Origin of the sequence: Mesorhizobium sp. B1-1-7 (assembly GCF_006442705.1) — a bacterium.
Lineage (GTDB): Bacteria > Pseudomonadota > Alphaproteobacteria > Rhizobiales > Rhizobiaceae > Mesorhizobium > Mesorhizobium opportunistum.
In genome coordinates this window covers 76,560-95,658 of record NZ_VFWQ01000019.1, presented here as the reverse complement: position 1 = coordinate 95,658, position 19,099 = coordinate 76,560, and the positions used below count along the sequence as shown (strand labels likewise).

The window sequence follows — 19,099 nt, the reverse complement described above, 5'->3', positions numbered from 1 at the left end:
GCCGTGGCCGCCGGTGCTGCCCTCATCACCTTCGACAAGGTCTGGAAGAGCTATGGCCAGGGTGAGGCCAAGGTGCATGCGTTGGCCGGTGTCGATCTCGCGATCCGCAGCAGTGAATTCGTCGCCATCATGGGACCGTCCGGTTCGGGCAAGTCGACGGCGATGAACATCATCGGCTGCCTCGACACGCCGACCGCCGGAACCTATTCGTTCATGGGCATCGACGCCGGCCGGCTCGACCGCAACCGCCGCGCCATGCTGCGCAACCTCTATGTCGGCTTCGTTTTCCAGGGCTACAATCTGCTGGCGCGAACCACCGCGGCCGAAAACGTCGAACTGCCGCTGATCTATCGCGGCGTGGCCGCCCGTGAGCGCCGCGACCTCGCCATGCAGGCGCTGGCCGAGGTCGGCCTCGTCGGCCGCGAGCATCACACGCCGGCCGAACTGTCGGGCGGCCAGCAGCAGCGCGTGGCGATCGCGCGCGCCATCGTCACCAGGCCGACGCTGCTTGTCGCCGACGAGCCGACCGGCAACCTCGACACCGCCCGCACGCACGAAATCATGGAGTTGCTGACGCGGCTGAACAAGGATCTTGGCCTGACCATCGCCATGGTCACCCACGAGGCCGATGTCGCAGAATATGCCGAGCGCACCATCCGCTTCCTCGATGGGCATGTCGCCTCAGACACCATGAATCTGGAGACGGCGTAATTGATCTGGGAAACCGTCCGCCTCTCGCTGCGCTCGATCCGCCGCAATGTGCTGCGCTCGTTCCTGACGCTGCTCGGCATCGTTATCGGCGTCGCCGCCGTCATTGCCATGCTGACCATCGGCTCAGGCACCACGCAGAAGGTCAAGGCTGACATCTCCAAGCTCGGCAGCAATTTGCTGGTCGTTCGCGCCGGGCGGCCCGCCGGTCCCGGCGCCCCCGGCGGGCTCGACCAGGCGGTGCGGCCGCTGGCCGAGAAGGACGTGGCGGCGCTTGTGGCGCATCTCAGCGGCGCTCGCGCCATCTCGCCGGCCTCGCAGAAACAGGTGCGCGTCATCTTCGGCACCGAGAGCCTGACCTCCGGCGTCACCGGGACCGACAGCGCCTATCTCGACGCACGCGACTGGAAGCTGGTGTCAGGCCGGCCGTTCAGCGATTCCGAAACCCGTTCCGGCACCGGCGTCTGTCTGATCGGCGAGACGGTGCGCCAGCAATTCTTCGGCGCCGGCGATCCCGAGGGCGAGATCATCCGCGTCAACCGCACCTCCTGCAAGATCATCGGCCTGCTCGAACCCAAGGGCTATACCGGCTTCGGCCAGGACCAGGACAATGTCGTGCTGATGCCGCTGCATGCCTATCAGCGCCGCATCGCCGGCAACCGAGACATCGACAACATCTACATCGCCGCGGACGACCGCACGCCGACCACGGAACTGCAGCCGCGCGTCGAGGACATCTTGCGCGACGCACGCCGCATCACCCCCGACCGCGAGAGCGATTTCGGCATCCGCGACATGACCCAGATCGCCGACGCCATGGCCAGCGCCACCACCACCATGACCGGCATGCTGGGCGCGGTGGCCGGCGTCAGCCTTTTGGTCGGCGGCATCGGCATCATGAACATCATGCTGGTCTCGGTCACCGAACGCACCCGCGAGATCGGCATCAGGCTCGCCATCGGCGCGCATGAGAAGCACATCCTCATCCAGTTCCTGGTCGAGGCGACGGTGCTGTCGCTGCTCGGCGGCATCATCGGCATCCTGATCGGCCTGGCGCTGGCCGGCCTCGCCTCGGCGACGCTGACCATCCCCTTCGCGCCAAGCCCGGCGGTCATCCTGCTCGCCGTCGGCTTTTCGGCGCTGATCGGCATGGTGTTCGGCTTCTTCCCGGCCCTGCGCGGCGCCAGGCTCGACCCGATCGACGCGCTCCGGCACGAATAGGCAATCCCAATCGGAAAACGTGTCCGGCGCTTCGATCTGGTTTTGCACAACCTTCGACGTTTCCCCCTCTCCCGCCAGGCGGCGCGCAATGTTAGGCCAGGACATCCCTGGTTGAGGAATGACGCATGAGCAAGAAGTCACGACTGATCCTGGTGATGGTCATCATCGAAGCCGCCCTGGCCGGCATCTGGTGGTATCTCGCCCGCTACGGCATGGCCAATCCCGATCGCGTCACCTCGGATTTCCAGGCAGTCGTCGGCCAGACCATGGGCATGGCGATGGGCGGCTTGCTGGGTATCGGCTTTATCTTGTTCTTCGTCGCAGCCAAAAACGATCGCAAGGCGGCGCAGGGCAAGACGCGCCCTTAACCTTCGCCGGAAAAATGCCACTCGATCAGCGGCTTCATGTGCGGCGACAGCCCCTCCGGCAGGTCGGCGGCATGTCGGATGATGACCGGCGCCTCGATCTCCGGATCGGTCTCGCTGGCGACGAAGGCTGAGATTCGCCGCGCGATCTCATCGGCCGGTGCCGTCACGTGATAGCGGCGGAAGATCACCGTGCCGCTTGCCGTCGAAAGGGCATGATAACGCACGCCGCGCCTGGCAGCCGACAGGTCGAGACCGGTTTCCTCGCGCACCTCGCGCATCATGTTGAAATCGACGTCGACCAGACCTTCGCGAAAGTCGATCGGCTCGAACGATCCGGCGGCAAAATAGACGCGGCCTGCGCTGACCGTGCGTGGACCCATGCGGATTGCCACCAGCGCATTGTCGCCGGCCACCAGCATGGCATGGGCGTAGGCATGCTCGGCGCCGGAATTCTCGCGCTGCTTACGCCAAAGCATGAAGGTGGAGTAGTTGATCGCATGACAGCGGCCGACGAGCCGGTTGTCGCGCCAGGCAAGTTGCGACAAAAGCACGACCGTGCCGTCGAACAGCGCCGGATTGGCCGCGATCTCACGCTGCCAGTTCTCGGCAATAGCGTCGGCGTTTTCCAGCGCGAAAGGGTGCGGGCCGGGATCGAGCCGGACCTCGACGGCATCGACCGGCAGGATGACATTGCGCGGCAGATCGAAACACATCCGTTCAGGCCCGATCCTGCTCACCGCACAATATCCAGCGTGATCGCCACAGGGCAATGGTCGGACGCCTTCGGCCGGTCCCAGCCGGCGCGCGGGAAACGCTCGACTTCCTGGCCCGCGGGAAAGATCGTGCGCCAGGGCTGGCCGTTGCGGATGATGTCGGGAACGGCGGTGGCATTCTTCGCCGCCAGCCCTTTCGAAAGCAGGATATAGTCGAGCTGGCAGAGATGCCGCTCCTCGGGGCCGCGTGTGTGGTAGAAGGTCCAGCGGTTCATTTCCGGCCGCCGTTCGACGACGTTTTCACTGAAGCCGCCCGCCGTCAGCACGTCGATGCAGGACTGGGCCTCGTCGACCACCTCGAAACGGTAGCCGTCGAATTCATCGCCGGCGATCTTCACGCGCTGGCGGTAATCGTTCATGTCGCCGCAGATCGCCCACCGCTTGTCGGCCGCATGATCCGCGCCGAAACGCTGCTCTATGATCCGGCGCACCGCTTGCGCCTCGGCGATCCGCACCGGCATCGTCGCCTCGCGCCCGTCGAGGCCGTTGCGCGGCGAGCCCATCGACTTGAAGTGCACGAGATAGAGCGTCAGCGGCACGCCGCCCACGGTGATATCGATTTCCAGGCAGTCACGCCGGAAGACGCGTTCATTGGCCTGGTTGCCGAGGGCCGCCAGTTCCGGCGTATACAGCCCGAACTGCTCGTAGGTGACATGGGCGTGGCTGGTCATGCGCACGAATTCGATCGGCTGGCCCTGCGCGGTCTCGTTGCGCATCATGATGGCGACATCAATGCCGCGCGAATCATTGCCCGACGTGGTGTATTTCTGGCGGTAGCCCTGCCCCACCATCTTGAACAGATAGCCGTATTCGAAGGCCTTCAGCGCCTCGATGTTGTCGACCTCCTGCATGCAGATGATATCGGCGCGGGTGGCGGCGATCGCCAGCGCCGTGAGCTGGCGCATGTCGTCGGACTGGGCGATCGCCCGGGCCTGCTCCAGCATCTTGTATTCGGCCTCGCTCTGGATATCGAACAGCGCCAGCGTCCGGTCCTCGTTGAGTTGATTGCGATAACCGGAAAAATCGAACCTGTTCATCAGGTTCTCGACATTGAAGGTGGCAAGGCGCAGCGACATGCTCCGACCTTTGCCCGCAAGTGCGCCAGAAAACAAGATCGCAGGGACCACAAGCGGAGATCGATTGGTCCTGCGGTGTTCGCGCCATGGTTGACGGAACCTTTCCGTTCATCCGCCGTTCAGATGCAAACATCCACAGTAGGCCCATTCCAGGGTAGGCGTGGGGCCTGTGTCTCTTGGAGAGTGCAATGAATTCGCTCTTTTCTTCCGCCATGAAATCCGGGCTGATAGCGCTCGGAATTGTCTCCGGCATCACGGCGCCGTCCGCCGCCGGTCCGATCCTTCAGCCGAACCTGTCGGTTCCCGCCAGCACGGCAGCACCTGCGGTCACTCCGGTACGCGACAGCTGGGCGGGCGGCAACAACCGCTCGTTCAACAACGACTGGAGATGGCGCCGGTCGGGCCACTGGAATGGAAACCGGCACTGGAACGGGGGCAATTGGAACGGCGGCGACAATTGGCGCTGGCGTCACGGCCGCCGCCACTATCACGGCGGCTATTATGACGACGGCGCCGCTGCGGTCCTGGGCCTCGGCTTGGGGCTCGGCCTTGGCAGCATGTACAACAACTACAACAACTACGATTATTATAGGCCGGCGCCGCGCCGCTATTACCGCGCGGGACGGCTTTCGAACGCTCACGTGCAATGGTGCTACAACAGGTACCGGTCGTACCGCGCCTGGGACAACACGTTCCAGCCCTATAACGGCCCGCGCCAGCAGTGCTATTCGCCTTATAGCTGAGGTGAGGCCGGAACGATCCGGAAATGAAAACGGCGCCAGGTGGCGCCGTTTTGGTTCATTGCTCGTCGACCGTGGATGCCTCAGTTCCTGGCCTTGTCGACCAGTTTGTTCTTCGAGATCTCCCACGTGCCCGCAGGGCAAAGCCCGAGGACACGCAAAGGCAAGAACGTGGATTTCGCTCAGTTCTTGGCCTTGTCGACCAGTTTGTTCTTCGAAATCCACGGCATCATGGCGCGCAGCTTGGCGCCGACTTCTTCGATCTGGTGGCTGTCGTTGTTGCGGCGGATGCCCTTGAAGCGTGACATGCCGGCGCGGTATTCCTGCATCCATTCCGAGGTGAACTTGCCGGTCTGGATGTCCTTCAGCACGCGCTTCATCTCGGCCTTGGTCTCGGCGGTGATGATGCGCGGGCCCGAGACGTACTCGCCCCATTCGGCCGTGTTCGAGATCGAGTAGTTCATGTTGGCGATGCCGCCTTCATAGATCAGGTCGACGATCAGCTTGACCTCGTGCAGGCACTCGAAATAGGCCATTTCGGGCGCGTAGCCGGCTTCCACCAGCGTTTCGAAACCGGCACGGATCAGTTCGACCAGGCCGCCGCACAGCACCACCTGCTCGCCGAACAGATCGGTCTCGCATTCCTCGCGGAAATTGGTCTCGATGATGCCCGAACGGCCGCCGCCGACGCCGCAGGCGTAGGAGAGCGCGAGATCGAGCGCGTTGCCCGAAGCGTCCTGGTTGACGGCGACCAGGCACGGCACGCCGCCGCCCTTCTGGTATTCGCCGCGCACGGTATGGCCGGGGCCCTTCGGCGCGATCATGACGACGTCGACCGTCGACTTCGGCTCGATCAGGCCGAAATGCACGTTGAGGCCGTGCGCGAAGGCGATCGCGGCACCATCGCGGATGTTCGGCGCGATCTCGTTCTTGTAGATGTCGGCCTGCAATTCGTCGGGCGTCGCCATCATCATCAGGTCGGCCCATTTGGCGGCGTCCGCCACGCTCATCACCCTGAGCCCGTCGGCCTCGACCTTCTTGGCGGTCGCCGAGCCGGCCTTGAGGCCGATGGCAATCTCCTTGGCGCCGGAATCCTTGAGGTTGAGCGCATGCGCCCTGCCCTGGCTGCCATAGCCGATGATGGCGACCTTCTTGCCCTTGATCAGGTTGAGATCGGCATCACGATCGTAATAGACGCGCATTTTTACTTCCTTCCCGTTTTATGAATCAAAGGCCTTGCGGCCGGTTTTTGCTCCGAAAAGAGCGAGAAACTGCTGCGTCGCCCGCGCGGCATCGCCGCCGATCGTCGCCTCAGTCAATTCTAGCCGGTCGCCGAGCAAGAGACGGATCTGCACGTCGCGGGCGACCAGCCCGAAAAAGGTACGAAACGCCGTCTCGGCATCCGCGAAATCCAGAAGCCCTGCCTGGCGGCCTGCCTCCAGCACCGGCTTCAGCCGCTTGGCCAGCGCGAAGCGGCCATTGTCCAGCACCACTGCACCAAGGTTGTCCTTGCCTGACCCGGCATGGCCGACGGCGACGCGATTGAGCGCTATCGAGGTATCGCTCGAAATCACTTTCAGCCAGTCGGAAGCGAAACGCTCGAGGCTTGCCGCCAGCGAGGTAAGATCGAGCCCCCTGCCATCGACCGGCGCTACCCGCACCTTGGAGGCCTGCCACTGCACGGTCGCCGTCAACAACCCGTCGCGGTCGCCAAACCATTTGTAGAGCGTCTCCTTGGAACAGCTTGCCCGTCTGGCCACGGCGGTCATGGTCAGTTGATCGCCCTCCTCGACCAACAGCCGCAATGCCGCATCCAGAACGGCCTTCTGCCGCTCCGTCAGCGTCTCGCTGGTTTCGATGTCGGCGTTTGCTAGCAACACGATCATTCCCAAACGGCAAGGCTGGTCGCCAATCCGGCAGCCGTACCGTACGTTACGGTTCGGCATATTGCGCAATCCGGTCCTCGGCGCAAGGGGGACAAAGAAAAAACTGCAAGTCCCTGCGATGCCACGCATCGCATATGTTAGTCTCCGGCAGGCGGATGACGCAGCCGGCCAAGCAGTGCCGACAGCGCGTTCAGCTCATCCGCGCGGAGTTTGGCGCCAACCAGTTCCGCGATCGACCGGCCATAGACGGCCCACATCCGCCGGCGCATCTCCAGCCCCTTGGCCGTGATGCGGATCGTCTGGCCGCGGCCGTCATCGGCCACCGGCAGTTTCTCGACCAGCCGATCCGCTTCGAGCCGCGCCAGCAGCCGCGAGATGTTGTATTGCGCAAAAAGGGTGCGCTCGATCAGCTGAAACGGCCGCAAGCCACCCTCGCCCGCCTCGGCGAGTTCATGCAGCACATCGTACCAGTCGAGCGATGGCAGCCCGCCTTGCTTCAGCGCGTCTTCGGCACTCTCCACCAGCTGGCGCGAAACGCGCATCAGGCGAGCCCATGCCTTGATGGCTTCCGGCGAAGGCGTGGTGTTCTCGGTCATGGCCCACACTAGGCGATAGATGCAGGTGCATCAAGCTTGACGATCGATGCACACGCATCTACATAGATGCAACTGCATCAATTCTGAAAGACAGATCCATGAAGCACGACAAACTCATTCTCGTCAGCCACCTTCTCTGTCCTTACGTCCAGCGCGCGGCGATCTCGCTGACCGAAAAAGGCGCGCCGTTCGAGCGGATCGACATCGACCTCGCCGACAAGCCGCACTGGTTCAAGGCGATCTCGCCGCTCGGCAAGGTTCCGTTGCTGCGCTTGCCGCGGAATGGCGAGGAGACGGTAATCTTCGAGTCGGCTGTCATTCTCGAATTCCTCGAAGAGACACAGGCCAATCCCCTCCACCCCGCTGACCCCTATGCCCGCGCCCGGCATCGTGCCTGGATCGAATTCGGCTCCGCCATCCTCAACGCCATCGGCCGCTTCTATTCGGCCCCCACCGAGGCCGGCTTCCTTGCCGAGACCAGCACGCTGTCGGCCATGTTTGGCCGTCTTGAAGACGAACTGGCGGACGAAGCCCGGCAGGATGGGCCATGGTTTGCGGGCGACTGTTTCTCGCTCGTCGATGCGGTCCATGGCCCCGTTTTCCGATATCTCGACGCCTTCGACCGGATCGGCGATTTCGGCATCCTGGACGGCAAGCCACGCGTCCAGGCCTGGCGAAAGGCATTGAGCGAACGCCCCTCCATCAGGGACGCCGTTGCACCGGATTATCCGCAGCGTCTGGATGCCTTCCTGCGGGCGAAGGGCTCATTTCTGTCGAGCCATCGAAACGATCCGCCCATCGCGCTTCGGTCAGCCCGATCCGCTTGAACGGATCGATCGCCGTGCCGGTCACCATCGACGCCAGGAACTGCGGCGCCGGCGGGATTTTCGCGATGGTCGCCACCAGCCGGTCACGGATGAACGGCAGCGCCACGGAATCCGACTGGTAGAACGGCGTGAACGCCAGCGACAGCGCTTGGAAGACACGCACATGCCAGCGCCGCGCCCTGGCATAGGCTTCGAGGGCCGCCTCGACATTGTCGGTCTGTGCCAGCGCATGGCTGAGCGCCGCCGCATCGAGCAACGCCATGTTGGCCCCTTGTCCGAGCTGCGGGCTGGTCGAATGCGCGGCATCGCCGATGATCGCCAGCCGCCGGCCAACCGGAAGCTTCATCGTGTGATGGCTGTAGCGGGCCAGCGACAGCTGGTCGAAACTGTCGATCTGGCTGATGTACGCCTGGCTTTGCGGCCACAGCCGGACCACCCTCTCCTTCCAGGCGTCCAGGCCCTGAGCGCGCACCGCATCGGCATCATCAGGCTTCAGGCTCCAGAAGAAGGCCGCCATCTTTTCGCCACCCGGTTCCGGACGGCCGATCGGCAGCACGCCGATCATCACGCTCGCTCTGTCGTAGCGCTGCGAAAGCGCGTGCTCGTCAAAGCCCTCGCCGCGCCAGCCGAGCGATGCCCAGAACGCGCCATAGGTGAGCGGCCGCGGCGCGCCTCCATTATCAGCGCATTGCCGCAGTTTCGAGCGCGAGCCGCTGGCGTCGACGATCAGGTCGAACGGCCCTGCCCTTCGTCCGTTGCCACAGACCAGCGTCGCCCGTTCGCCGGCCTCCACGGCCTCGATCTCGACGTCGGTCTCGATAGCGATGGCCTCGCGCCGGGCGGCGCGGAAAAGCACGCCGAACAGGGCAGCCCGGTGCACCGCCAGGCCGAAACGGCTGCCGCACTGCGCATCGTAGCGGACATCGAGCACGGTGCGGCCAGTCGAGGCGTCGGCGCCATGCAGCCGGTCGATGCGGGCGCCGAGCGCCAGTATGTCGTCGAGCAGGCCGAGATCGGCCAACACGGTCAACCCGGTCGGCTGCAGGATCAGCCCGGAGCCGACCGGTTTCGGTTCCTCGAAGCGCTCGAAGACGGTGACCCTGTGCCCGGTGCGCTTGAGATAGAGCGCCATGGCGAGCCCCGCCGGGCCGGCGCCTGCAATTGCGATATCGTAGGAAATGCCAGTGCCCCCAAGCCGATCTGGCCGGGACAATCCTTCAGCGGCCGGATGAAATCAAGTCGCGGCGGCTCTTCGGCTGTTCAGCCTTGGGCGGCATCAAAACCGGCACGGGCCTCGCGCACCGCATCATGGTTGCGTTCGGCCCACAGGATCAATTGATGAAAGGCGCCGAACATCGAGCGCCCGAGATCGGTCAGGCTATATTCGACGCTCGGTGGCTTGGTCGGAAACACCTCGCGATGCACATAGCCATCGCGCTGGAGATCGTACAGCGTCTGGGTCAGCATGCGCTGCGAAATGTCGGGCACAAGGCGCCTCAACTCGCCGAAGCGGTAGGGTTGTTCAGCCAGCGCCATCATCAGCAGCGATCTCCATTTGCCGCTGACGCCCTGGATGACATCGCGAACCGGTCAATTGGCAATATTGCCGCCGCCGCTGATCGCTTTGTAGATTTCCATCTTCGATTTCAGATTGATGACCTTGCCGTCCATGGCTGGTTCCCTGCGCGTGCCTACCTCCCAAAAAACTGCCTTCTTTACGGCACCGGGTCAATTCCTATTTTAGTGCTGGTCTCTTTCTGAGACTACCACTCGACCGCCGTTGCGGCACAATGTCAGGATCTCCCATGACCGAAACCCTCCTCGTTACAGGCGCCTCCGGCCAGCTTGGCCGCGGCGTCATCAACTTTCTCTTGGACACGCACAAAGTTCTGCCGGCAAACATTATCGCCACCACACGCAATCCAGAAAGCGTTGCCGATCTGGCGGCGCGCGGGGTCGTCGTCAGGGCCGCCGACTTCAACGACGCGGCCTCGCTGGAAACCGCGTTCAAGGGCGCCGACAAGGTGCTGATCATTTCGACCGGCGATCTCGATCTCAAAAGCGGCAGGCGCCTGAAGCAGCACGAAAATGCCGTCGCCGCGGCCAAAAACGCCGGCATTTCGCATTTGTTCTACACCTCGATGCCCAATCCGGAGCCGGTATCGCCGGTCCTGTTTGCCGATGACCACTACAGCACCGAGCAGGCGATCAAGGCGAGCGGCATCCCCTACACGATCTTCCGCAACGGCTGGTACCAGGAGAACCTGTTCCTGGCATTGCCGCACGCGATCGCCTCGGGACGCTGGTATACATCCGCCGGCGAAGGCCGCATCGCCCACGGCGCACGCGACGACATGGCGGCGGCGATCGCCGCAGGCCTTGTTTCCAGCACGACCGACAGCAAGACCTACACCTTGACCGGTCCGCATGCCTATACCACGGCCGAGATCGCGGCTCTGGTAAGCGAGGTCACCGGCAAGCCGCTGGAAGTCATTCAGGTTCCGGATGAGGCGCTGGCCGAAGGTGTGAAGGCGGCCGGCGTTCCCGAGGATTTCGCTGACGTCGTCGTGTCCTTCGACGTCAACACGCGCTCCGGCCGCATCGCCATGGTGACCGACGCGATCGAGGCGCTTTCCGGTAGGACGCCGAAGACCTTGAAGCAATTCCTCGAGGCCAACAAAGCCGCGTTGGCTGGCTGAAAGCAGCGCGGCGGCAGGTCTTTCTCCCGCCGCGTTACTTCGAACTCTTAAGCAGGCCGAGCCGGATCAGGCTTTCTCCGGTGGCGGCCAGTGCTTCTTCGCGCGATCGTGGCGCCCAGCCGAGCATGCGCACCGCCTTGGCGCCGGTGGCATTCTTGACCTTGCCCAATTCCGTCACCAGTTGCGCGGCTTCCGGGTTGAACAGGCCGACGATCCGCACCAGCCAATCGGGAAGCCGCCGCGTGGAAACGCGCGACGCTGCGCCGCCGAGCCGCGTTTTCAAGGTCTGCGCGATTTCCCGGACGGTCATGAAATCGCCCGATACCGCCAGGAAGCGCTCGCCGCGCGCGGCGGGATTGGTCATGGCGCGCACATGCAGGTCCGCCACGTCACGTGCGTCGACGATGCCGAAGGACAGGCGCGGCAACCCGGGCATCGCACCGTTCATCATGCGCTGGACAAATTCCGTGGAGGTCGAATGGTCAGCCCCGAGCACCGGGCCGAAGATGCCGACCGGATTGACGACCGCCAGCTCCAGTCCGCCACCCTCGGCGGCGATAAAATCCCAGGCGGCGCGCTCGGCAAGCGTCTTCGACTTCACATAGGCGCTGACCTTGCCGGTCGGATCGGTCCAGCTTTCCTCCGTGAACGGCCGGCCGTCGGGTGGCATCTTGCCATAGCCGATGGCCGCGAAGGAGGAGGTCAGCACGACGCGTTTCACACCAGCGTCGCGCGCCGCCCGCAACACGCGCAGCGCGCCTTCGCGAGCCGGAACGATCAGGTCATCCTCGTGCTTCGGCACGCCGGGCGGGAATGGCGAGGCGACATGAAGAACATAGTCGCAGCCGGCGACCGCTTGCGGCCAGCCCGCATCGATCATGAGGTCGGCGATGGCAAAGGAAAGCCGGTCGCCCGGTTCGGTGTCGCCGGCCTTGAGCATGGCCAGGACGTCGGCCTGCGGCTTGGCGGAGCGCACGGTCGTGCGCACGCGGTAGCCCGCCTTCAAGAGTGCGAGGATACAGTGGGCGCCGAGGAAGCCAGACCCGCCGGTGACAAGCACCAATTCGCCGCTCATCCCCAACCTCCCCCATCCATCAGGCCGAGGCGACTGAGCTCGTCAGATCGCCACCTGCGTGCCGATTTCTACCACACGTCCGGTCGGGATCTGGAAATATTCGGTCGCATCGGCCGCCGTGCGTGCCAGGCCGATGAACAGCCGGTCCTGCCACACCGGCATGCCGGAATTGGGCGAGGCCTTGAGCGAGCGCCGCGACAGGAAGAACGACGTCGTCATGATGTCGAACTTCCAGCCTTGCTTGCGGCAGATCGCCAGGGCGCGCGGGATGTTGGGCTGCTCCATATAGCCGAAGGTCAGCGTCACCCGCATGAACAGCTCGTTGACCGTCTCCATCTTGACACGGTCGCTGTCCGGCACCACCGGCTGCGGCGCGGTCACCACCGAAAGAATGACATTCTGCTCATGCAGCACTTTGTAGTGCTTCAGGCTGTGCATCAGCGCGGTCGGCGCGCTCAATGGATCGCTGGTCAGGAAGACCGCGGTGCCGGAGACCAGTTGCGGCTTCTTCTTCAACAGATTGCCGGCGAGGAAATCGAGCGGGATCTCGTTGCGGCGGGTCTTGTCGAACAGATAGCGGCTGCCGCGCACCCATGTCCACATGCCCAGCACGATGGTGAAGGCAACCGCCAGCGAAGCCCAGCCGCCCTCGAACACCTTGACGATGTTGGAGGCGAAGAAGCCGATGTCGATGAAGGCAAACAGGGCCGTCAGGCTGATCGCAACCCAGAGCCGCCATTTCCAGATGCGGGTCATGACGACATAGAGCAGCACCGTCGTCACCAGCATGTTGCCGGTCACCGAGATGCCATAGGCCGAGGCGAGCTTGCTGGACTCGCCGAAGCCGACCACCAGCATCATCACCACCAGCGCCAGCAACAGGTTGACGCGCGGCATGTAGATCTGGCCGGACTGTCTTTCCGATGTATGCAGGATTTCGAGCCGCGGCAGCATGTTGAGCTGCACCGCCTGGCGGGTCAGCGAGAAGGCACCCGAAATCACCGCCTGGCTGGCGATGACCGTCGCGGCGGTCGCCAGCACGACCATGGGAATAAGAGCCCAACCCTCGTTCATCTCGAAGAACGGATGGCCGACGACGCCATTCTTGGCCAGCACGAAGGCGCCCTGCCCGGCATAGTTGAGCAGCAGGCAGGGAAACACGATCGATAGCCAGGCGAGCACGATCGGCTTGCGGCCGAAATGGCCGAGATCGGCGTAGAGCGCCTCGGCGCCGGTGACGGCGAGGAAGATGGCACCGATCGTCACGAAGGCAACGTCGGGCGAATGGATCAGGAAGGCGACGATATAGTGCGGGCTGATCGCCCACAGGATTTCCGGATCGGCGATGATGTGGTTGAGGCCCGAAAGGCCGATCGCCAGGAACCATACCGCCGTCACCGGACCGAAGACCAGTCCCACGCCGCCCGTGCCGAAACGTTGCACCGCGAACACTATGGCGAGAATGACCAGCGTCAGCGGCACGACATAGGGTTGGAATGTGGGAGTGACGACATTCATGCCCTCGACCGCCGACAGCACCGAAATCGCCGGCGTGATGACCGCGTCGCCGAAAAACAGCGAGGCGCCGACGATGCCGATGCCCAGGATCACCGCCGAGCGTTTCGGGAAACTGCCGCGCGCCAATGCCATCAGCGACAGCACGCCGCCCTCACCGCGATTGTCGGCACGCAGCACGAACATGATGTATTTGATGGTGACGATGATCGTCAGCGACCAGATGATCAGCGACAGCACGCCGAGAATATCGCCGCGTTGGGCAACGCTGCCGTGGGACGATGCCACCAGCGCCTCGCGAAAGGCGTAGATCGGGCTGGTGCCGATATCCCCATAGACCACACCAAGAGCACCCAGCATCAGCACCTTGGTGCTATGCTGTTCGATCTCCGGATGGCTCGACTGTTCGACGGGTTCTGCCTCACTACCAGCATTGGTAAGGGCCATGGGACGACACTCCGATAAGCGCGCGGTGCTCTACGCTTGCTGCAATGCAATATCAAGTGCCGTCACGTGATGGCTCCCATGCCGGCAACGCGAGGCTCCTTGGGAAATGGCCTGTAATCCAATGGGTCGCGGGCTGAATTCGTGGCTTCGGGAGCATGGCGAGCGCCCATAAGACCTGCCGTATCAGCCTTAGATAGCGACTTGCGTGCCGATTTCCACGACGCGTCCGGTCGGGATCTGGAAATATTCGGTCGCATCGGCCGCCGTGCGCGCCAGGCCGATGAACAGCCGGTCCTGCCACACCGGCATGCCGGAATTGGGCGAGGCCTTGAGCGAGCGCCGCGACAGGAAGAACGACGTCGTCATGATGTCGAACTTCCAGCCTTGCTTGCGGCAGATCGCCAGGGCGCGCGGGATGTTGGGCTGCTCCATATAGCCGAAGGTCAGCGTCACCCGCATGAACAGCTCGTTGACCGTCTCCATCTTGACACGGTCGCTGTCCGGCACCACCGGCTGCGGCGCGGTCACCACCGAAAGAATGACATTCTGCTCATGCAGCACTTTGTAGTGCTTCAGGCTGTGCATCAGCGCGGTCGGCGCGCTCAATGGATCGCTGGTCAGGAAGACCGCGGTGCCGGAGACCAGTTGCGGCTTCTTCTTCAACAGATTGCCGGCGAGGAAATCGAGCGGGATCTCGTTGCGGCGGGTCTTGTCGAACAGATAGCGGCTGCCGCGTATCCAGGTCCACATGATCAGCCCCATCAGGCAGGCAACCGTGATCGATACCCAACCGCCTTCGAATATCTTCACGATGTTTGCCAGGAAGAAGCCGCTGTCGATGACGCCGAACAGCAAGGTCAGCGCCAGGGCGCCTGCCAGCCGCCATTTCCAAAGCTTGCGCATCACCACGAACAGCAGGATCGTTGTCATCAGCATTTCGCCGGTGACCGAGATGCCATAGGCGGAAGCCAGGGAACTCGAGCTGCCGAAACCGACGACCAGCAGCATCACCCCCAAAGCGATGAGCAGGTTGACGCGCGGCATGTAGATCTGGCCGAGTTGCATTTCAGACGTATGCTGCACCTCGATGCGTGGCAGAAGGTTGAGCTGCACCGCCTGGCGGGTGAGCGAAAAGGCACCCGAGATGACTGCCTGGCTGGCGATGACGGTCGCGGCCGTCGCCAGTCCCACCATCGGCATCAGCGCCCAGTCGGGCAGCATCTGGAAGAATGGATTGGTCGGCCTCCCGTCATTGGCCAGCACAAAGGCGCCCTGCCCGAAATAGTTGAGCAGCAAGCATGGAAAAACCACCGAAAACCAAGCCAACACGATAGGCTTGCGTCCAAAATGGCCGAGATCGACATAGAGCGCCTCGGCCCCGGTCACCGCCAGGAACACAGCGCCGACGGTGACGAAGGCGGCCGTGGGTGTGCTGGCGAGATAGACGACCGCGTAATAGGGATTGATGGCCAGCAGGATCGATGGATCGTCCGTCAGATGATAGAGCCCCGCAACGCCGATGGCCAGGAACCACAGCGCGGTCACCGGCCCGAACACCGCCGCCACCTTCCCCGTGCCGAAGCGTTGCACCGAGAACAGCACGGCCAGGATGACCAGCGTGATCGGCACGACGTAAGCATCCAGTGTCGGGGTCACCACCCTGAGGCCTTCGACCGCCGACAGCACGGAGATGGCCGGCGTTATGATCGAATCGCCGAAAAACAACGCTGCGCCGCAAAGACCGATCGCCAGGATGAGCCGCGCTCCCTTGGGATAGGCGCTGCGCGCCAGCGACATCAGCGACAGCGTGCCGCCCTCGCCCTTGTTGTCGGCACGAAGCACGAACGCGACATATTTTATGGTCACGATGATCGTCAGCGCCCAGACGATCAGCGACAGCACGCCAAGCACGTGAACGCGCGTATCGATACCGGGCGAGGCGTGAAGCGCCTCGCGGAAGGCGTAGATCGGGCTGGTGCCGATATCACCATAGACGACACCGAGCGCACCCAGCATCAGAACCTTGGTGCTTTGCTTTTCGGCCCCCGAATGGCTCGATTGCTCGACGGTTTCGGCCTCGCTAACGCGACTGGCAAGGTCCATGGACCACTCCCCGACAAGCGCGCGGCGCTTCATGCATGCTGCGATGCGATGTCAATCGCACGCTATGGCTGCCATACCTGCAAAGCGACGCTCTCCACCCCTACCAGCCGCAGGCTCTGAGAAACCGACCCACCGTGCCGGCCATGCCATACTCCAACGCATCGGCTGTCAACCCATGTCCGATCGACACTTCGGCCAATGCCGGAATGCGCCTTGCCAGAGCAGGCAGATTGTCCACTGTCAGATCGTGCCCGGCATTGACCTGAAGCCCGGCAGCGAATGCTGCATCGGCGGTTTTTCCAAGTCTTTCCAGCTCCTTAGCGGCCTTTTCGGAATCGGAATGGTAGCTGCCATAGGGGCCGGTATAGAGTTCGATCCGATCGGCGCCGGTGTCGCGCGCCGCCGTCACGCCGGCAGGATCGGCATCGGAAAACAACGACACCCTGAAACCGCTCTTCTTCAGACGCCTGACGACCGGTGTCAGGAAAGCCGAGTCGGCGGCAAAGTTCCAGCCATGATCGGAAGTTGCCTGTGCCGGGTCATCGGGAACCAGCGTCACCTGTTCGGGCTGATGTTTTTCCACAAGCGCCAGGAAATCCTCGCTCGGGTAGCCCTCTATGTTGAACTCGGCTTGCGGAAACTCATCGTCGATCAGCGCCCTGATCTCGGGCAGGTCGGAATGCCTTGTGTGACGTTCGTCGGGACGTGGGTGGACCGTCAGCCCGTGTGCCCCGGCGGCAAGGGCAAGGCGGCCGACACCGATCACGCTTGGCCATGGCAGGTCGCGCCGGTTGCGCAGCATGGCGATGGCGTTGAGGTTGACGGAAAGCTTTGCGGGCATGGGCTGGCGTCCGTGAGATCAGGCGGTTGGCGCGCGCCGTTCAGCCGCGGCGCGCTTGAGACCGGGCATCTATAGCGCCTTTGACGGGAACAGATAGGGGGTTTTCGGTGTTCCAGAAGACCGCTATTTCCGCCAAAGGAGGCTCCGCCCGTGAATTTCCTGCAATCCGTGCCGGCGATCCGTCGCATCGACACCGATCGCGACGACCTGTTCGCAATCGATGTGGTCGGGCATGTCGCGGCGGCCGATGCGGAAAACCTGTTCGGCCTGCTGGAAGCGGCGTACGCGCTCCACCAGCGAATCGACGTGGCCGTGCGCATGGTCGATCACGACGGCGTCGATTGGACCGACATCTCCGACGAAACCCTCAAGCAGGGTGCCGTCCACGCACTGGAGCACATAGGCCGTTGCGCGGCAATCGGCACACCCGACTGGACGGCGGACGCACGACACGCCTTGCCCGCTTCCTCCCCCATCGAATTCAGGCATTTCAAGGCCGAGGACGAAGCCGACGCCTGGGAATGGCTCGGGGTCCAGCGGGTCGGTGCGCGAGAAAAGCCATCGTCGTAACGTTACCTGACGATGGTCAGCCGCTCGGCGGCCCGGGTAATCGCGGTATAAAGCCAGCGCTGGCGCGTTTCCTTGAAGGCCCAGCTTTCATCGAACAGCACGATCTCGTTCCACTGCGAACCCTGCGCCTTGTGCACGGTCAGCGCGTAGCCGTAGTCGAAATCGTCGAAGCGCTTCTTCTGCTGCCAGGGGATTTCGGCATCCGGATCCTCGAATGCCGCCTTGAGCAGCTTGATCTTGGCGACGCCGCGGTCCGGATCGTCCTCTTCGGGCGAAACCAGAAGGTTGATGCCGGGCTTCACCGTCTCGCGCGACGAGGTCATCACCTTCCACAGCGAACCGTTGAGCAGCCCCTTGGCGGGATCGTTGCGCAGGCAGACCAGCTTGTCGCCGGCCTGTGGATAGTCGGCATTGAAGCCCTTGAGCTCGCGCAGGCGCTGGTTGTAGCGGCGGCGCGTGCGGTTGGTGCCGACCAGCACCTGGTCCGCCCTGAGCACCAGCTCCTGGTTGACGTCTTCCTTGCCGATCACCTGCGCGGTGCCGTAGTCGCCGCGCATGAATTCGCGCCCCTCGCGCACGTCGAGCGCCAGCCGCAGGATCGGATTGTCGCGCGCCTGCCGGTGGATTTCGGTGAGCAGGAAATCCGGCTCGTGGTCGGTGAAGAAGCCGCCGCCAGAGATCGGTGGCAACTGGCCGGGGTCGCCCAGCACCAGGATCGGCGTGCCGAAACTCATCAGGTCGCGGCCGAGCTGCTCGTCGACCATCGAGCATTCGTCGATGACGACCAGCTTGGCGCGCGAGATCGGGCTCTGCCGGTTGAGCGAGAAGGTCGGCGACATCGAGGTCTTGCCGGTCACCTCGTCCTCTACCGATTCCTCGCCCTTGGGCCGGTAGATCAGCGAATGGATGGTGCGGGCATTGACCGCCCCCTTGGAGCGCAGCACCTGCGCTGCCTTGCCGGTGAAGGCGGCGAACTGCACCTGGCCGTCGACATGCTCGGCAAAATAGCGCGCCAGCGTCGTCTTGCCGGTGCCGGCATAGCCGAACAGACGGAACAGCTGCGGCCGGCCCTCTTTGAGCCAGCGGGCAACCGCTTGCAGCGCCTCGTCCTGTTGGGGTGAAAATTCCATCAGATCGTGTGACCGGATTCGCGGGGGAAAGACAAGGTCGATGCGGCAATGCCGCCGACAGTGCAGGTTATCAGGGGTGAATTAGAACGTAAAGGGAACGAATTGATCGGGTGTTTCAGTTCATGCCATGAACGGAATGACTATGGATATTGAGCGATGGACGGCTGATCGATCACCCAGAGCCAGCTTCCGTCATCTTGCCGGCGAGCGATTTCGGCAGTCACCAAGCCGTTGGGAAGGCGGGTCGAAGTGAGCGCCAGATCGCCGCAGACTATGGCCGGACGCTGATCTCCGAGATCAAATCGCCGCCCGGTTGCCACCAACTCAGCGTAGAACTTGCTGATAGCGTCGCGGCCGCGGGCGAACTGTCCGTTGCCGATGTCCAGGATAGCATCGGCTTCGTAAAGAGCGGTCATTCCGCCGACGTCTCCCGCTTGTTCGCGAAGAACCAGTAGCCGCGCCAGATCCTGTGGATCGCGAACATCACCAGGCATCGTTGGATTCCTCGGACAGCGAACTCTCAA

The 19,099-nt window shown here is 63.4% G+C and carries 18 protein-coding genes and 2 pseudogenes; 7 read left to right on the top strand and 13 right to left on the bottom strand.

Annotated features, from left to right (window positions below):
* Window positions 1-3 precede the first annotated feature (3 nt).
* From FJ978_RS27470 to FJ978_RS27460, 3 genes are all read left to right on the top strand, one after another.
* Window positions 4-711 carry an ABC transporter ATP-binding protein gene (locus tag FJ978_RS27470; protein ID WP_140575682.1) on the top strand — a complete coding sequence of 236 codons (708 nt, stop codon included), beginning with the start codon at window positions 4-6 and terminating at the stop codon, window positions 709-711.
* Window positions 712-1,929: an ABC transporter permease gene (locus FJ978_RS27465; protein ID WP_013894788.1), complete on the top strand. Its 1,218-nt coding sequence runs from the start codon at window positions 712-714 to the stop codon at window positions 1,927-1,929.
* A 125-nt stretch (window positions 1,930-2,054) separates the two neighbouring features.
* Window positions 2,055-2,297, top strand: a complete 243-nt coding sequence (locus FJ978_RS27460) for a hypothetical protein (protein ID WP_013894787.1) — start codon at window positions 2,055-2,057, stop codon at window positions 2,295-2,297.
* Here the strand turns inward: FJ978_RS27460 and FJ978_RS27455 are convergent.
* Window positions 2,294-3,010, bottom strand: a complete 717-nt coding sequence (locus FJ978_RS27455; protein ID WP_140575721.1) for a hypothetical protein — start codon at window positions 3,008-3,010, stop codon at window positions 2,294-2,296. The genes FJ978_RS27460 and FJ978_RS27455 overlap by 4 nt on opposite strands.
* Before the next feature lie 20 nt (window positions 3,011-3,030).
* Window positions 3,031-4,146 carry an endonuclease/exonuclease/phosphatase family protein gene (locus FJ978_RS27450; protein WP_140575677.1) on the bottom strand — a complete coding sequence of 372 codons (1,116 nt, stop codon included), beginning with the start codon at window positions 4,144-4,146 and terminating at the stop codon, window positions 3,031-3,033.
* A 188-nt stretch (window positions 4,147-4,334) separates the two neighbouring features.
* On the opposite strand from FJ978_RS27450, the gene FJ978_RS27445 reads away from it, so the two are divergent.
* Window positions 4,335-4,889 carry a BA14K family protein gene (locus FJ978_RS27445; RefSeq protein WP_140575674.1) on the top strand — a complete coding sequence of 185 codons (555 nt, stop codon included), beginning with the start codon at window positions 4,335-4,337 and terminating at the stop codon, window positions 4,887-4,889.
* 179 nt (window positions 4,890-5,068) lie between these two features.
* On the opposite strand, the gene ilvC is transcribed toward FJ978_RS27445, so the two are convergent.
* From ilvC to FJ978_RS27430, 3 genes are all read right to left on the bottom strand, one after another.
* The gene (gene ilvC, locus FJ978_RS27440; RefSeq protein ID WP_140575671.1) at window positions 5,069-6,088 is read right to left on the bottom strand and encodes a ketol-acid reductoisomerase; all 1,020 of its coding nucleotides are present in this window, start codon (window positions 6,086-6,088) and stop codon (window positions 5,069-5,071) included.
* A gap of 18 nt (window positions 6,089-6,106) precedes the next feature.
* Window positions 6,107-6,766: a TetR/AcrR family transcriptional regulator gene (locus FJ978_RS27435; RefSeq protein ID WP_246678216.1), complete on the bottom strand. Its 660-nt coding sequence runs from the start codon at window positions 6,764-6,766 to the stop codon at window positions 6,107-6,109.
* Between the two features lie 143 nt (window positions 6,767-6,909).
* On the bottom strand, window positions 6,910-7,368 hold the full coding sequence (locus FJ978_RS27430) for a MarR family winged helix-turn-helix transcriptional regulator (RefSeq protein ID WP_013894782.1): 459 nt from the start codon (window positions 7,366-7,368) through the stop codon (window positions 6,910-6,912).
* A 98-nt stretch (window positions 7,369-7,466) separates the two neighbouring features.
* On the opposite strand from FJ978_RS27430, the gene FJ978_RS27425 reads away from it, so the two are divergent.
* On the top strand, window positions 7,467-8,195 hold the full coding sequence (locus tag FJ978_RS27425; RefSeq protein WP_140575666.1) for a glutathione S-transferase family protein: 729 nt from the start codon (window positions 7,467-7,469) through the stop codon (window positions 8,193-8,195).
* Here FJ978_RS27425 and FJ978_RS27420 read toward each other — a convergent pair.
* Both FJ978_RS27420 and FJ978_RS27415 read right to left on the bottom strand, forming a co-directional pair.
* Window positions 8,158-9,408 (bottom strand): annotated as a pseudogene (locus FJ978_RS27420) (NAD(P)/FAD-dependent oxidoreductase); the annotation flags it as partial. The gene FJ978_RS27425 and the pseudogene FJ978_RS27420 sit on opposite strands and share 38 nt — an antisense overlap.
* Before the next feature lie 47 nt (window positions 9,409-9,455).
* Window positions 9,456-9,866 (bottom strand): annotated as a pseudogene (locus tag FJ978_RS27415) (helix-turn-helix domain-containing protein).
* A 134-nt stretch (window positions 9,867-10,000) separates the two neighbouring features.
* Between FJ978_RS27415 and FJ978_RS27410 the strand changes: the two are divergent.
* Window positions 10,001-10,894, top strand: a complete 894-nt coding sequence (locus FJ978_RS27410) for an SDR family oxidoreductase (RefSeq protein ID WP_013894777.1) — start codon at window positions 10,001-10,003, stop codon at window positions 10,892-10,894.
* Window positions 10,895-10,928: 34 nt separating this feature from the next.
* Here the strand turns inward: FJ978_RS27410 and FJ978_RS27405 are convergent, their stop codons facing one another.
* From FJ978_RS27405 to FJ978_RS27390, 4 genes are all read right to left on the bottom strand, one after another.
* The gene (locus FJ978_RS27405) at window positions 10,929-11,969 is read right to left on the bottom strand and encodes an aldehyde reductase (protein WP_140575663.1); all 1,041 of its coding nucleotides are present in this window, start codon (window positions 11,967-11,969) and stop codon (window positions 10,929-10,931) included.
* 42 nt (window positions 11,970-12,011) lie between these two features.
* Window positions 12,012-13,931, bottom strand: coding sequence for a potassium transporter Kup (locus FJ978_RS27400; protein WP_140575661.1), 1,920 nt, complete (start codon window positions 13,929-13,931; stop codon window positions 12,012-12,014).
* Window positions 13,932-14,120: 189 nt separating this feature from the next.
* The gene (locus FJ978_RS27395) at window positions 14,121-16,034 is read right to left on the bottom strand and encodes a potassium transporter Kup (RefSeq protein WP_140575658.1); all 1,914 of its coding nucleotides are present in this window, start codon (window positions 16,032-16,034) and stop codon (window positions 14,121-14,123) included.
* A 100-nt stretch (window positions 16,035-16,134) separates the two neighbouring features.
* Window positions 16,135-16,875, bottom strand: a complete 741-nt coding sequence (locus tag FJ978_RS27390; protein ID WP_140575656.1) for a pyridoxine 5'-phosphate synthase — start codon at window positions 16,873-16,875, stop codon at window positions 16,135-16,137.
* 150 nt (window positions 16,876-17,025) lie between these two features.
* On the opposite strand from FJ978_RS27390, the gene FJ978_RS27385 reads away from it, so the two are divergent.
* The gene (locus tag FJ978_RS27385) at window positions 17,026-17,445 is read left to right on the top strand and encodes an STAS/SEC14 domain-containing protein (RefSeq protein WP_013894772.1); all 420 of its coding nucleotides are present in this window, start codon (window positions 17,026-17,028) and stop codon (window positions 17,443-17,445) included.
* Window positions 17,446-17,447: 2 nt separating this feature from the next.
* Here the strand turns inward: FJ978_RS27385 and FJ978_RS27380 are convergent, their stop codons facing one another.
* Together FJ978_RS27380 and FJ978_RS27375 are read right to left on the bottom strand one after the other, a co-directional pair.
* Window positions 17,448-18,575: an ATP-dependent RecD-like DNA helicase gene (locus FJ978_RS27380; RefSeq protein WP_013894771.1), complete on the bottom strand. Its 1,128-nt coding sequence runs from the start codon at window positions 18,573-18,575 to the stop codon at window positions 17,448-17,450.
* A 140-nt stretch (window positions 18,576-18,715) separates the two neighbouring features.
* Window positions 18,716-19,069: a nuclear transport factor 2 family protein gene (locus tag FJ978_RS27375; protein WP_140575653.1), complete on the bottom strand. Its 354-nt coding sequence runs from the start codon at window positions 19,067-19,069 to the stop codon at window positions 18,716-18,718.
* Window positions 19,070-19,099: the final 30 nt, after the last annotated feature.

Coding starts and splice junctions, on each gene's coding strand:
- FJ978_RS27425 (WP_140575666.1), top strand. CDS start 7,467: ATGAAGCACGACAAACTCATTCTCGTCAGCCACCTTCTCTGTCCTTAC.
- FJ978_RS27405 (WP_140575663.1), bottom strand. CDS start 11,969: ATGAGCGGCGAATTGGTGCTTGTCACCGGCGGGTCTGGCTTCCTCGGC.
- FJ978_RS27450 (WP_140575677.1), bottom strand. CDS start 4,146: ATGTCGCTGCGCCTTGCCACCTTCAATGTCGAGAACCTGATGAACAGG.
- FJ978_RS27400 (WP_140575661.1), bottom strand. CDS start 13,931: ATGGCCCTTACCAATGCTGGTAGTGAGGCAGAACCCGTCGAACAGTCG.
- FJ978_RS27455 (WP_140575721.1), bottom strand. CDS start 3,010: ATGTGTTTCGATCTGCCGCGCAATGTCATCCTGCCGGTCGATGCCGTC.
- FJ978_RS27375 (WP_140575653.1), bottom strand. CDS start 19,069: ATGCCTGGTGATGTTCGCGATCCACAGGATCTGGCGCGGCTACTGGTT.
- FJ978_RS27395 (WP_140575658.1), bottom strand. CDS start 16,034: ATGGACCTTGCCAGTCGCGTTAGCGAGGCCGAAACCGTCGAGCAATCG.
- FJ978_RS27390 (WP_140575656.1), bottom strand. CDS start 16,875: ATGCCCGCAAAGCTTTCCGTCAACCTCAACGCCATCGCCATGCTGCGC.
- FJ978_RS27380 (WP_013894771.1), bottom strand. CDS start 18,575: ATGGAATTTTCACCCCAACAGGACGAGGCGCTGCAAGCGGTTGCCCGC.
- FJ978_RS27410 (WP_013894777.1), top strand. CDS start 10,001: ATGACCGAAACCCTCCTCGTTACAGGCGCCTCCGGCCAGCTTGGCCGC.
- FJ978_RS27460 (WP_013894787.1), top strand. CDS start 2,055: ATGAGCAAGAAGTCACGACTGATCCTGGTGATGGTCATCATCGAAGCC.
- ilvC (WP_140575671.1), bottom strand. CDS start 6,088: ATGCGCGTCTATTACGATCGTGATGCCGATCTCAACCTGATCAAGGGC.
- FJ978_RS27445 (WP_140575674.1), top strand. CDS start 4,335: ATGAATTCGCTCTTTTCTTCCGCCATGAAATCCGGGCTGATAGCGCTC.
- FJ978_RS27430 (WP_013894782.1), bottom strand. CDS start 7,368: ATGACCGAGAACACCACGCCTTCGCCGGAAGCCATCAAGGCATGGGCT.